This window comes from Methylosinus sp. is20ea (assembly GCF_059718135.1).
On sequence record NZ_AP046088.1, the window covers coordinates 3,522,868 to 3,535,768 of the forward strand.

14 protein-coding genes are annotated in these 12,901 nt (G+C 67.5%); 4 read left to right on the forward strand and 10 right to left on the reverse strand.

Annotation, left to right across the window (positions count from 1 at the left end; genetic code table 11):
- From AC6IY7_RS16420 to AC6IY7_RS16465, 10 genes are all read right to left on the reverse strand, one after another.
- Positions 1 to 303: a hypothetical protein gene (locus tag AC6IY7_RS16420; protein WP_497780483.1), complete on the reverse strand. Its 303-nt coding sequence runs from the start codon at positions 301 to 303 to the stop codon at positions 1 to 3.
- Positions 304 to 407: 104 nt separating this feature from the next.
- Positions 408 to 1,367, reverse strand: coding sequence for a hemolysin family protein (locus AC6IY7_RS16425; RefSeq protein WP_497780484.1), 960 nt, complete (start codon positions 1,365 to 1,367; stop codon positions 408 to 410).
- Complete coding sequence (gene ybeY / locus AC6IY7_RS16430) at positions 1,360 to 1,878, reverse strand: rRNA maturation RNase YbeY (protein ID WP_497780485.1); 519 nt, start codon at positions 1,876 to 1,878, stop codon at positions 1,360 to 1,362. Before ybeY ends, AC6IY7_RS16425 begins: the two co-directional genes overlap by 8 nt.
- Positions 1,875 to 2,921 (reverse strand): PhoH family protein, encoded by a 1,047-nt coding sequence (locus AC6IY7_RS16435; protein WP_497780486.1) that lies wholly within the window; start codon positions 2,919 to 2,921, stop codon positions 1,875 to 1,877. The genes ybeY and AC6IY7_RS16435 overlap by 4 nt, the downstream gene beginning before the upstream one ends.
- Positions 2,918 to 4,351 carry a tRNA (N6-isopentenyl adenosine(37)-C2)-methylthiotransferase MiaB gene (gene miaB, locus AC6IY7_RS16440; protein WP_497782862.1) on the reverse strand — a complete coding sequence of 478 codons (1,434 nt, stop codon included), beginning with the start codon at positions 4,349 to 4,351 and terminating at the stop codon, positions 2,918 to 2,920. The genes AC6IY7_RS16435 and miaB overlap by 4 nt, the downstream gene beginning before the upstream one ends.
- A gap of 12 nt (positions 4,352 to 4,363) precedes the next feature.
- Positions 4,364 to 5,251, reverse strand: coding sequence for a lysophospholipid acyltransferase family protein (locus AC6IY7_RS16445; protein ID WP_497780487.1), 888 nt, complete (start codon positions 5,249 to 5,251; stop codon positions 4,364 to 4,366).
- Between the two features lie 617 nt (positions 5,252 to 5,868).
- Positions 5,869 to 6,360, reverse strand: coding sequence for a GNAT family N-acetyltransferase (locus tag AC6IY7_RS16450; protein WP_497780488.1), 492 nt, complete (start codon positions 6,358 to 6,360; stop codon positions 5,869 to 5,871).
- Positions 6,361 to 6,371: 11 nt separating this feature from the next.
- Positions 6,372 to 7,076 (reverse strand): tRNA (adenosine(37)-N6)-threonylcarbamoyltransferase complex dimerization subunit type 1 TsaB, encoded by a 705-nt coding sequence (tsaB, locus tag AC6IY7_RS16455; protein ID WP_497780489.1) that lies wholly within the window; start codon positions 7,074 to 7,076, stop codon positions 6,372 to 6,374.
- 46 nt (positions 7,077 to 7,122) lie between these two features.
- Positions 7,123 to 7,677, reverse strand: coding sequence for a NifU family protein (locus tag AC6IY7_RS16460; RefSeq protein WP_497780490.1), 555 nt, complete (start codon positions 7,675 to 7,677; stop codon positions 7,123 to 7,125).
- Positions 7,678 to 7,791: 114 nt separating this feature from the next.
- Positions 7,792 to 8,190 carry a hypothetical protein gene (locus AC6IY7_RS16465; RefSeq protein WP_497780491.1) on the reverse strand — a complete coding sequence of 133 codons (399 nt, stop codon included), beginning with the start codon at positions 8,188 to 8,190 and terminating at the stop codon, positions 7,792 to 7,794.
- Positions 8,191 to 8,522: 332 nt separating this feature from the next.
- On the opposite strand from AC6IY7_RS16465, the gene fixJ reads away from it, so the two are divergent.
- The 4 genes from fixJ to hpnA all read left to right on the forward strand — a co-directional run bounded on the left by fixJ (position 8,523) and on the right by hpnA (position 12,848).
- Positions 8,523 to 9,224: a response regulator FixJ gene (gene fixJ, locus AC6IY7_RS16470; protein ID WP_497780492.1), complete on the forward strand. Its 702-nt coding sequence runs from the start codon at positions 8,523 to 8,525 to the stop codon at positions 9,222 to 9,224.
- Between the two features lie 233 nt (positions 9,225 to 9,457).
- The gene (locus AC6IY7_RS16475; protein ID WP_497780493.1) at positions 9,458 to 10,657 is read left to right on the forward strand and encodes a polysaccharide biosynthesis/export family protein; all 1,200 of its coding nucleotides are present in this window, start codon (positions 9,458 to 9,460) and stop codon (positions 10,655 to 10,657) included.
- Positions 10,658 to 10,841: 184 nt separating this feature from the next.
- Positions 10,842 to 11,606, forward strand: a complete 765-nt coding sequence (locus AC6IY7_RS16480) for a CDP-alcohol phosphatidyltransferase family protein (protein WP_497780494.1) — start codon at positions 10,842 to 10,844, stop codon at positions 11,604 to 11,606.
- 198 nt (positions 11,607 to 11,804) lie between these two features.
- Positions 11,805 to 12,848, forward strand: a complete 1,044-nt coding sequence (gene hpnA, locus AC6IY7_RS16485) for a hopanoid-associated sugar epimerase (RefSeq protein WP_497782863.1) — start codon at positions 11,805 to 11,807, stop codon at positions 12,846 to 12,848.
- Positions 12,849 to 12,901: the final 53 nt, after the last annotated feature.

Below are 12,901 nucleotides of genomic sequence, written 5' to 3' on the forward strand. Positions count from 1 at the left end.
TTACAAGAGATCGACGATCTGCGTCAGCCATATGCATAGCGATGTGGCGAAGCGCGTCGAGAAGGTGAGAGGTCCGCGCGCGGGCCTCTCGATTCCGCCGGCGAGGGAAGCATCCGAATAGCACCACGATCCCTCGCAGCGCTGCACGTCGATCTGTGCGTCTTGGGGAATGGATTGCACGATTTTGGCGCGCGCCGTCGGCGCCGCGCGCATGATCGTCGATCGTATGGTGATGGCGGGGCTCGCCGCGGCCCCTGTGATCATCGCAGCCGACAGTGCAGCCGCCAGCGAGTTGCGACGCATTTTCCTCGACTCCCCCACGCAGCGCGATCAGCGTCCGGCGTGTTGGATAAGTCTTTCGCGGCGTATGGTCGAGTTGCGGTTTTGCAATGTCGACGAGACGGCGCCTATTTCGGCGCATGCACCAGCAGACGCGCGACGCGGCGCGGATCGGCCTCGACGATCTCGAACTCCCAGCCTTCGATCGGCGCGGGCACGATCTCGCCGCGCATCGGCACATGGCCGGCGAGCGAGGCGACGAGTCCGCCGAGCGTCGTCACTTCGGCGCCGTCGTCATCGGGCGTGAAGTCGACGCCGAGCCGCTGCGAGACCTCCTCGAGATCGGCCTTCGCATCGATGAGGAAAACGCCGTCGGACACTGTCTCTATGCGCGGCTCCTCGTCGACGTCATGCTCGTCTTCGATGTCGCCGACGATCATCTCGACGATGTCCTCCATCGTCACCAGCCCATGCGTGCCGCCATATTCGTCGATGACGAGCGCGAGATGGGTGTGCGTCGCCTGCATCTTCACCAGCAGATCCAGCGCCGGCATGGAGGGCGGCACATAGAGCACCGGCTTCAGCGCGGTGGCGCTGGAGAGCGCCGCAGAAAAATCGATCGCGGCCAGCGAGACGGTCGGCGCATGCTCGGCTCGAGGCGCGTTCAGCGCATCCGGCGTCGCGGGCTCGGCGCGTTCGGCGAGCGAGGCGAGATAATCGACGAAGTCGCGGATGTGGATCATGCCGCGCGGATCGTCCAGCGTGTCGTCATAGACGGGCAGGCGCGAATGGCCGGCGTTGCGGAACAGCGCCAGCGTCTCGCCGAGCGTGGCGTCCTGCGCGACGGCGACGATATCGGCGCGCGGGATCATGGCGTCGGCGACGCGTAGATCATGCAGCGCCAGCACATTCTTCAGCAGCACGCGCTCATGCGGCGTCACATCGCCGGCGGCGCCTTCCAGCGCCTCCTCTATGTCCTCGCGCACCGAGGGCGAGCCCAGCCCGATGAGCGCGCGCAGCCGATCGACAATGCCGCTCCGCTGCTCGCGCCGCGAGGCCGAATGCTCGCCATTATCCGTCCTAGACATTGCGGTTCGATTTTCCTGTCGACGAAAGCTCCGCCACGGGGTCGGAGCCTTCGTAGGGATCGCCGAGGCCGAGAGCGGCCGCTATGCGGCGCTCCAGAGCCTCCATCGCATCGGCCTCCCGTGGCGTTTGGTGGTCGTAGCCGATCAGATGCAGAAATCCATGAATGAGCAAATGCGTCAGATGCGCGTCGAAGCTCTTGTCCTGCTCCGCCGCCTCGCGCGCGACCGTCTCATGCGCGATGACGATGTCGCCGAGCGCCATCCGGCGCGCGAGCGGGCCGGGCGTCTCGAAGGAGAGGACATTGGTGGGCTTGTCGATCCCGCGCCATTGCGCGTTCAATTCGCGGATCGTCGCGTCATCGGTGAAATTGACGCTCAACTCGCAGTCCCGCGCGAGCGGCGCCGCCGTCTGGGCGACGCACTCGCGCACGGTACTTTCCGTCAGCTCTTCGAGCCCGGCCTGCTGGTCCCAGCAAGGCGCAGTGACGATGATGTCGATCGCGACGCTCATGGCTCTCGAGGCTTCGCCTTCTCCCGCCCGGCCGCCTCATAGGCGCCGACGATCTGCCGCACGAGGTCGTGGCGAACCACATCGCCCTCGGCGAATTTCACCCTGCCGACGCCCTCTATGTCGGAGAGCAGAGCGATCGCCTCGCTCAATCCGGATTTCTGGCCGGGCGGCAAATCGGTCTGTGTAGGGTCGCCATTGACGATCATACGCGATCCGTCGCCGAGGCGGGTGAGAAACATTTTCATCTGCATGGAGGTGGCGTTCTGCGCCTCGTCCAGCAGCACGCAGGCCTTGGTCAGCGTGCGCCCGCGCATGAAGGCGAGCGGCGCGACCTCGATCATGCCGGTCTGAATGCCGCGCTCGACCATGCGCGGGTCCATGAAGTCGTGCAGCCCGTCATAGATGGGCCGCATATAGGGGTCGACCTTCTCGCGCATGTCGCCGGGCAGGAAGCCCAGACGCTCGCCCGCCTCGACGGCGGGGCGCGACAGGATGATGCGCTCGACGACGCCCTGCTCGAGCAGAGAGACCGCATGGCCGACGGCGAGCCAGGTCTTGCCCGTGCCGGCCGGCCCCTCGGCGAAGACCAGCTCATGGCGCTTCAGCGCTCGCAGATAGAGGTCCTGGGCGAGATTTCTGGCGCGCACCGGCCCGCGGCGGCGCGTCGAAACCTGCTCGAAGACGGCGCGGCCGGCGTCCGCATCGGGAAAGAGGCTGCCCTGCCGGGCCGATTCTTGAATCGCGCCATCCACGTCGCCGAGCCCCACATTCTGGCCGAGCTGCACGCGGCCGTAGAGAATCTCCAGCACGCGGCGGGCCTGATCGCAGGCGTCGGGCCGGCCTTTGAGCGTGACATGATTGCCATTGGCGAAGCAGGCGACGGCCAGGCGCCGCTCGATCTTGGCGAGATGCTGGTCGTAGAGGCCGAAGACCAGCGAAGCGTAGCGATTATCCTCGAAGGCGAGCGTGACCTCCGCTTCCGATTCGCCCGAGCGCGGCGCGTCCGGTTGTTCGAAGACCCGTTTCTCGCGGTCGAGCGTCACAGGGCGGCCTCCCTCGCATCTTCCGGGATCGTTCGGCCGGCGATGCGTCCGGCGAGCGAATTGGAGCCGGCGGCGACGATCGTCACCGGCAGCGTCTTCCCGATCAGCTCCGCGCCGCCCATCGCATGGACGGGCTGCATATAGGGGCTCTTGCCGGCGATCTGACCCTCGTGCCGGCCGGGCTTCTCGAACAGCACATCGACAGTGCGGCCGACAGTGGCGGCGTTGAACGCCTGCCGCTGCTCCTCGACCAGCGCCTGGAGGACGGCGAGGCGCTCGGATTTGACGCTCTCGTCGATCTGATCCTCGCGCTCGGCGCCCGGCGTGCCGGGGCGCGGCGAATATTTGAAGGAGAAGGTCGAGGCGAAGCCGACCGCGCGGATGAGCTCCAGCGTCGCCTCGAAATCCGCGTCGCTCTCGCCGGGAAAGCCGACGATGAAGTCCGAGGAGAGGGCGATATCGGGCCGCGCCGCGCGCAGGCGCGCGACAATGTCCAGATAGAAGCTCGCGTCATGGCGTCGGTTCATCGCTTTCAATATGCGATTCGACCCGGATTGCACAGGAAGATGCACGAAGGGCGCCAGCGTCGGCAGTTCGGCGTGGGCGTCGATCAGCTCCTGACTCATGTCGATCGGATGGCTCGTGGTGTAGCGCAGCCGCGTGACGCCTTCGATACGCTCGAGCCGCTCGAGCAGGCGGGGCAGGGGCCAGAGCCCGCCATCCTCGCCCATTCCACTATAAGCGTTGACGTTCTGACCGATGATGGTGAGCTCGCGCACGCCGGCCGCGGCCAGCGCCTCCGCCTCCTCGACGATCTCGAACGGCTTGCGCGAGACCTCGGCGCCGCGCGTGTAAGGCACCACGCAGAAGGAGCAGAATTTGTCGCATCCCTCCTGCGCCGTGATGAAGGCCGCGACGCCGCGCAGGCGCTTGCCCTCGGCCGCCGCCCGGCGCAGCGCGCGAAACTTGTCCTCGACGGCGAAATCCGTCTCCGCCACCCGCTCGCCGGCCTCGGCCCGGGTCAGGAGATCGGAGAGGCGGTGGTAGCTCTGCGGCCCGATGACGAGATCGACGGCGCGCTGGCGGCGCAGCACCTCCTCGCCCTCGGCCTGGGCGACGCAGCCGGCGACGACGATTCGATAATCGCGCCCCTGCGCGCCGCGCTCGCTCTTGAGCTTGGCGAGCCGGCCGAGTTCCGAATAGACTTTTTCCGTCGCCTTCTCGCGAATATGGCAGGTGTTGAGCACGACGAGATCGGCCTCGTCCTCATTGGCGGCCTCCGCATAGCCGCGCGCCGCGAGCAGATCCGTCATGCGTGTCGCGTCATAGACGTTCATCTGGCAGCCATATGATTTCACATAGGCTTTCGCTGTTGCTGGCGCTGTCTCGGGTCGCGAGGCGGGCGCGGGCTTCGATGCGGCGTCGGAAATCTCGGTTTCTCCTCAACGAGCGGCGGGGTCTGACGTCGAGGCGATATTACCCGCGCTTTCCCGGCCCGCAACGTCTGTCTCCCGATCGCGCGCCGGAAGGTCGCGCGCCAGGAGATCGCGAGCCAGGAGATCGCGGACCTTGGCCTCGGTCGCAGCGGCGAGAGCCTTGCGATCGCCGGAGCCGGGGTCCACCGCCTCGCCCCACAATATATGACATTTTGCGCCGCCGCGCTTCATCAGGCTCCATAAATGTGGGAGAAAAGTCATATCGCCGTACCAGCCCACGTCGAATCTGCCCCCGTCGAGCCTGCCGCCGTCGAGCCTGACTCCGGGGGCGCTTTTCCGCTCCGTATAGAGAATGGCGGCCGGGGCGAGCGTCGGCGCGGCGGCGGCCGTGGCCGCGAGTTCGCTCAGCATGGCGAAATGCGACGCGTTGAATTTCAGCACGCCTGCGCCGTCGCTGGAGGTCCCTTCGGCGAAGACGACGATATCCTCGCCCTGCTTGAGCCGCTCCGCCAGCGCGGCGTTGACGATGGGAATCGCCCGCCGATTGCCGCGCTCGACGAAGACAGTGCCCTGCAGCCTCGCGAGAAAGCCGAGCACGGGCCAGGAGGCGACCTCGGATTTCGCCAGAAAGACCAGCGGATAGCGGCTCGCCAGAACGATGATGTCGGTCCAGGAGACGTGATTGGCGACGACGAATCGCGGGCTGGAGCCGGCGAGCCGGCCTTCCTCGCGCACATCTATGCCGATGATGGCGCACATGACGCGGCAGAAGCCGGTCTGAATGCTGTGGCGCAGCTCCCAGCGCCGCTTCCGCGCCAACCATTGGACGGGGACGAAGAAGACGAAGGCCCCGGTCATCGCCAGGGCGAAAGCGATCGCGCGCAGATAGGGCATAGCCCTCCTTCCAACGCGCGAGCGACAGTTTCGTGACAAAAATTTGACGCTCGGCGCGATATGCGATGCTCGCGGTCGCGCCGAGCCGCCTCTCAGTCGATCCAGCGGGACTTGATGCAGGCGTAGAACCGGTCCTGCAGCGCATTGCCGCGTGAGTAGTCGCCTGCTCTGAAGGCGGCCCGAGACGCCGCGGTGAACCTGTGGCAGTCTTGCCAGCGGCCGGCGCCGGGGTAGCCGGAGCGACCTTGGTGGGGGCGTCGCCATCTTCCATCGTAACCCCCTCCACCGTAATCCCCTCCGCCGTAGCCCCCTCCGCCTTCGCCGCCCATCATTCCGCCCGCATGTCCCGGCGCAGCGGCGAGTGTCGTAGCGAGGAGCAGCGTGGCTCCGATCAGCGCCCGTTTTCCGGCGCGAAGCGGCGCGGGGGAAATTCTCGCGTGATTTTTGAACATGACGATCCCCTTTCTTTGAGCTGCGTGGAGATTGCGTTGCGACGAGGCGCCTAGGTGGGGCGGTGTCGTCCTCCGGCAAGGCGCGACGGCCGGAGCGCATGCGGAAGCCGAGCCCCGGCCGCGAAGCCGGAGGGGATATGTCCGCGTGTCGGTGATCGGACTTTTTTACAGCTCGCAGCGCATCGTCAGCGCCGCCTGACGCTCGCCATCTGGGCGCTGGTAATAATTCTCGCGGCGGCCGATCGTCTTGAAGCCCAGCCGCTCATAGACCTTCAGAGCCGCGGAATTGTCCGCGGCCACCTCGAGAAAGACGAGCCGCGCCCCGCCGCGTTCGAGATTGGTGAGATGCGCCGCGAGCAGCGCCCGCCCGAGCCCGGCGCCGCGCCGCGCCGGATCGACCGCGAAGGTCAAAATCTCGGCGTCCGGCGGCAGCAGGCGGGACAGCGCCATGCCGCCCATCTCGTCCTTGAGCAGGCGCTCGTTCATCGCGCCGTCGGCGAGCACGATGCGGTCGGTCAAAAGGCTCTCGAAGTCGATCTTCGACCAGGGGAAGGCGAAAGAGGCCGCGTGAATCTTGGCGCAGTCATAGGCGTGATCGGCGCCGATGGGACGGATCACATAATGCGGCCTGGGGAAGAAGGTCGAGAACAAGCTCATGACGCTGCAGCTCACGCGCCGGCCGGGGCGTCTTGCAGGCGCTCTTGGGGCGGACGCTCTTGGGGCTTGGCGTCCGGCGCCTTCAGATAGAGCGGGCGGGCGGGCGCGGTCGCCGGATCGGCGACGAGGCCAAGCCGCGCGACAAAGGCGATATCGGGCGCCGCCGCCCGGCTGGCGATCTCCGCCTCGAGGCCGGCGAGGCGGGCCTCCTCGGCCAGCAGCGGCGCGCCAGAGCCGATGAGCCGCAGCGGCCCGGAGCCGAGCGCCCGCAGCGCCTCATGGGCGCCGACGCGGCGAGGCGACAGCAGGGTGCGGCCGTCCGGCCCATAGGCGGTCACATAGACCTGGCCATGGCGGGCGTCGATCGCCGCCGCCACCACGCCGTCGAAGGGAACCAGAACATAAGGCGCCGCCAGCGCCGCCAGCGTCGAGACCCCGACAATGGGCGCCTTTACCGCGAGGGCGATGGCCTGGGCCGCCGCGAGACCGATTCGGATGCCGGTGAAGGAGCCGGGTCCGACCGTGACCGCCACCCGCCCGATGGAGGCGAAGCCGCCGCCGGCCGCGGCGACGACGCGCTCGACGAGCGGCAGCAATTCCTCGGCGTGGCCGCGCTCCATGGGCGCCGTCTCGCTGGCGAGAGGGTCGGCGGCGCCCAGATCGAGCACGCAGGCGGAAACGGCGGGCAGCGCCGTGTCGATGGCGAGGATTCTCATTGCCGGCGGATTATGACGGGTTTCGCGCGGCTTTCAAAGCGGCCTCTCAAACCTGCTGCACCGAGGCCACCTGCGGCACGAAATGGCGCAGCATATTCTCTATGCCGTTCTTGAGCGTTGCAGTGGAGGAGGGGCAGCCGGAGCAGGAGCCCTTCATCGCCACATAGACGATTCCGTCGCGAAAGCCGCGAAATGTGATGTCGCCGCCGTCATTGGCGACCGCCGGCCGCACCCGCGTCACGATCAGCTCCTTGATCTGCGCCACCGTCGCGGCGTCGGCGGGATCGAAGAATTCCGCCGGGGCGGCCTCGGCGGAGTCGATGACGATCGGCTGGCCGGAGCTGAAATGCTCCATGATCGTGCCGAGGATCGCCGGCTTCAGATGCGCCCATTCGGCGTCGGTCTTGGTGACGGAGACGAAATCGGGGCCGAACATCACCGCCTCGACGCCGTCGATCGACAGCAGCGCGCCGGCGAGCGGCGAGGCGGCGGAAGCGGCCTCTCTGGTGCGGAACTCGCGCGCGCCCTCGGCGAGGACGGGGCGGCCGGGCAGGAACTTCAGCGTGGAGGGGTTGGGCGTGGTCTCGGTCTGGATGAACATGGGGTCTTCTCCGCAGCGTCCGGTTCAAGGCCGGCGTGGCGATGTTTCGAGGCCTATCTAGCACGAAATCATCGGCGTGGCAGCAAATGGCGCGCCGCCGGCGGAAGTGGGCGCTCAGCGGCCGGCGCGGGGCCGGGCGCGCAATATGCCGAGCAGCGCCGCGCAATGTTCCGAGCGTCTCGCGCGCGCTTCGCCGACCGGCTCGAAATCGGAGAGGTCGTAGACGAATTTGCTCGAGCCCTTGAACATCAGCAGGCCCGTCGCCGTGACGACGATGTCGCCTCTGCGCAATGTCGGATCGTCGAGGCGCGCCTCCTCGCGGGCCGCGCGCGTCTCGACGGCGCGGTCGAGATCGGCGACGACGCGCGATGCGAAGGCGTCGTAGCGCTCGCGCGCTTCGTCGATGCGTTGCAGCCATTGGGCGCGCGCATCATCGACGCGCGCGATTTCTTCGGCTGCGGCGCCGTGCAGCGCGAGCGCCGAAAAACCAACGCAGAAAACGAGTCTCGTCATCGCCATGGCGTGAGAAAGGAAGGCGTCGCGTCGCGTCGCACGAATAGTAATCGAACGCTCGTTCGTGATTCGCACGTGCGCTATTCCCGGCTACGTGTATTCCCCAGTTTGTCAATCTCTGTCACGCCCGATTAATGATTATAGCGCGGGTCACGTCGATCGAAAGTGGGCGCAGACGTCGATCGCCTGGCTTCTCCGCGCTTGGTTATTCCGGGGCTTTTGATGATGATCTGTCTGTCGCTGCGCGATGCGCTTCGATGCATCGCGTTCCACGCGTCGGCGCGCGAATCCGTTCGACGCGCCGCATTTTCCTCTCGAGACGAAGGACGCCTATGATTCAGCCGCCTCCGCTGACGAGTCCGCTGGTCGACGAGTCGTCTCGTCGGATTTGTTCCATTCCGCAAGAGAGGACGAGCAGAGACGCTACGATTCACATCGTCGACGACGATGACGCCGTTCGTGATTCTCTGCACCTTCTGCTGTCGACGGACGGCTTTCGGGTCAGATCGCACGAGAGCGCCAGCCATTTCCTCGCATCGGTCGATTCGGGCGACATGGGCTGCGTGGTGACCGACGCGCGCATGCCAGAGATGACCGGCATAGAGCTGCTGGAGGCGATGAAGGCGCGGCGCCTGTCGCTGCCGGTCGTCGTCATCACCGCCTATGCCGATGTGTCGCTCGCCGTGCAGGCGATGAAGCAGGGCGCCTTCGACTTTCTGGAGAAGCCCTTCGACAATGAGGCGCTGATCGCCTGTGTGCGCCTCGCGCTCGCCTATGAGCGGGAGGAGCAGTTCCGCGCCGCGGAGACGCAGACGATCGAGGCGCGGCTGCAGACATTGACGGCGCGCGAGAGCGAGGTGCTCGAGCGCCTGTTGCATGGAATGCCCAACAAGGTCATCGGCCGCGAGCTCGGCATCAGCGTTCGCACGGTGGAGGTTCATCGCGCCAATGTGATGCTGAAGATGAACGCCGGCAGTCTTTCCGAGCTCGTGCGCATGTCGCTCGCCGCCGAGCAGGCGCGCGGCAAGGGCTGATCGAGGCGCGCGACCGCTCGCGACTTGCAAAGGACGCTCCGGTCTCCGGCGCGTCCTTTTTGTTGACCCGGTCCACAGTCCTTTTTGTTAACCATAGACTGTAGCGCGCGGGTCACAGCGGCGGGATAAAGGACTCTCTCCGCGCGGAAGGCCTTGTCTTCGCCAAAGAGACGGGGTCATTTGGGCGCGCGGCGAAGCTTCGGGAGCGGCCCGGGGCATTGGTCGGGGGCGGCGTGGTTTTGAAGACATCTCGTATTCTCGGTTCTTGCGCGTTTCGTCTCCTCGGCGCCTGCGCATTCGCGGCCCTGCTTTCGGGCTGCAGCCTGCTTCCGGGCAGCGGCCCTTCCGGCGATGCGGTGATGACCGCCGGCACGCCGACCGAATCACAGCCCGAGACGCCCTTCGCCCTCGTCGAGATCGACGGCCAGGTGACCGCGGCGCTGGCCAAGCGAGGGGCGCCCGGACTGCGCGGCTCCTTCGGCGATTATCGCCCGCCCGCCTCGCAGGTGATCGGCGTCGGCGACACGCTGCAGATCACTCTCTGGGAGGCGGCCTCCGGCGGCCTGTTCTCCTCGCCGGCGACGGATCGCTCGAGCCCCGGCTCGCGCTCCGCGGCGATCCCGGACCAGGCGGTCGGGCGCGACGGCTCGGTGACCGTGCCCTACGCCGGGCGCATCCAGGTGGCCGGCCGCACCCAGCAGGAGGTGGAGGCGGCGATCGTCGAGCGGCTGCGCGGCAAGGCGATCGAGCCGCAGGCGCTGGTCAATGTGTCGCGCAACATCAGCAATACGGCGACGGTGACCGGCGAGGTGACGCAGGGCGCGCGCGTGCCGCTGACGCTGCGCGGCGACCGCGTGATGGACGTCATCGCCCAGGCCGGCGGCTTCCGCTCGCCGGTTCACGAGACCTTCATCAGCCTGACGCGCGGCGACCGTACCGCGCGCGCGCCGATCCAGGCGCTGCTCGCCAATCCGCGCGAGAATATTTTCGTGCGCCCCGGCGACGTGCTGACGGTGGAGCGCACGCCGCAGACCTTCACTGTGGCGGGCGCGACGGGGGCGAACGCCGTGGTGCCCTTCGACGCGCGGGGAATCACTCTGGAGGAGGCGATCGGCAAGGCCGGCGGCCTCACCGATCAGCGCGCGGATCCGAGCGGGCTGTTCGTGCTGCGCTACGAGCAATCGGCGGTGATCGCGGATTATCCGACGGTGTCGCCGCTGCTGGCGGCGCAGCGGCTGGTTCCTGTGGCCTATCATCTCGACATGCGCGATCCGGCGGCGCTGTTCACCGCGCGGCGTTTCGCGATGCGCGACAAGGACATATTGTATGTGTCGAATGCGCCTGTGACGGAGATCGGCAAGGCGTTCCAGCTCGTCTCCACGCTGACGCAGCCGGCGATTCAGGGCGCGGCGGTGGGCGCGGCGGTGAAGTGACGGGCGCACGCGCAAAGCTTTGAAAATCCCCCTTAGGGGCGGCGATAGCGGTTGACGCGAAGGTTCGGCGCGGGCAAGCTGACGGTCGAAGATATTGCGATGCGAAAAGACGTCGTAGCCCGGGCGAGGCGGCCACGCCGGACCGCAGGGCTGCGAGGGCGGGTTTGGTTTTCGAGGGGGTTTCTTGGCGAACCGATTGAATACGAGCCTGTTGGCGACCGGCGAGCGCCGCGTGCTGCAGGCGCTGGCGCCTCGACTTCCCGCCTGGACGACGCCGGATCATCTGACCGCCGTGGGGCTCGCGGGGGCGGTGGCGACGGCGACCGGCTTTGCGCTGACGCATTGGTCGGCGTGGTTCCTATGGGCGGTGGTCGCCGGCCTGTTCCTGAACTGGTTCGGCGATTCGCTGGACGGGACGCTGGCGCGCCATCGCGGGATCGAGCGACCGCGCTACGGCTTTCTCCTGGATCATTCGAGCGATCTGATCGCGCAGAGCCTGATCGTGGTGGGTCTGGGGATCTCGCCTTATTTCACTCTGCCGTCGGCGCTGTTCGTGCTGTCGCTCTATCTGCTGATGAGCTCCTACACTTATCTGCGCGTGGCGACGGCGGGGGTGCATCGGCTGTCCTATGGCGGCATGGGCGCGACGGAGTTTCGCATATTGGTGGCGGCGTGGAGCCTGTTCGCCTGCTGGCTGGGCCCGCAGGTGGTGGAGGCGCGCCTGTGGCGCTTCACGGTTCTCGATGTGACGATCGGGACGGCTTCGGCGATCGCTTTCGCTCTGTTCGTCTGGATGGTGCGTCAGGATTTGTCGCGGATGGACCGCGACGACGAGCAGGAGACGGCGACGGTCCACCGCCTGCCGACGCGCCGCGTCCTGGCCGAGCCGGCCCCGGCCGAGCCCGCGCAAGAACTCGACAGAGAACTTCCCAGCGTCTCCGCCGGCTGAGGCGGCGGGAATCAGGACGGCAGGCTCGGTTTTGACGGCTCGCGAAATTTTCGGCGGTGTGTGCGCGCGGAACTGCGTCTGGCCAGAGCTGGGGCCAGAGGCGGAGGCTCTTGTCTTTCGCGCTTTGCGCTCCAGATGCTGCGTCGTGAGAACGGCGCGCCCGGCGCCGGCGCAGCGGAGCCTATCGACGCTTTGGCCATGACGCGCGACATCGCCCTCGTCACCGGCGCGAGCGGTTTCATCGGAGGGGCGGTCGCCGCCCTGCTGCACGAGCAGGGCTTTCACGTGCGCGCCTTCGTGCGGCCGACGAGCCCGCGCGCCAATCTCCGCCCGCAATATGAAGTCTTCGAAGGCGATGTGACCGACCGCGAGAGTCTGCGCTCCGCGCTCCGCGGCGTGCGCTTTCTTTTTCATGTCGCCGCGGACTATCGGCTCTGGGCGCCCGATCCGCGCGCCGTGATGCGCACCAATGTGGACGGAACCCGCACCGTGATGGAGGAGGCGCTGCGCGCCGGCGTCGAGCGCATCGTCCATACGAGCAGCGTCGCGACGCTGGCGCCCGACGCTTCCGGCCTCTGCGACGAGACGCGCCGGCTCGAGGTCTGCGATCGCCTCGGCGCCTATAAGCGCAGCAAGCTCCTCTCCGAGCGTCTGGTCGAGGAGATGGTCGAGCGCGACGCTCTGCCGGCCGTCATCGTCAATCCATCCGCGCCGCTCGGGCCCGGCGACGTCCGCCCGACGCCGACCGGGCGCATCGTGCTCGAGGCGATGCGCGGCAATATGCCGGCCTATGTCGACACCGGCCTCGCCGTCGTCCATGTGGCCGATGTCGCCGCCGGCCATCTCGCCGCACTGCGCCTCGGGCGAATCGGCGAGCGCTATATTCTCGGCGGCGAGAATGTCGAGCTCTCCGAGCTGCTCGCCGAGGTGGCGAATCTCAGCGGCGGCCGTCCGCCGCGTGTGCGGCTGCCGCGCTGGCCGCTCCTGCCCCTCGCCCATGTCAATGAGGCGCTGGCGCGCGTCACCGGCCGCGAGCCATTCCTCAATGTCGAGAGCCTGCGCCTGTCGGCGACGACCATGTTCTTCGACGACTCCAAGGCGCGCCGCGAGCTCGCCTATCGCTCGCGACCCTATCGCCATGCGCTCGCCGATGCGGTCGAATGGTTCGGCGCGCGCGTCCTCGACAAGCGCGAGGCGCCGCGAGACGCCCGTCGCGCGCCCGGCGGCGCGCTCGGCGAGTAGCCGTTCCGCGCGCGCGCCCTTGCGCGCGGCCTCGCGACGAGGCAATTCTCCGC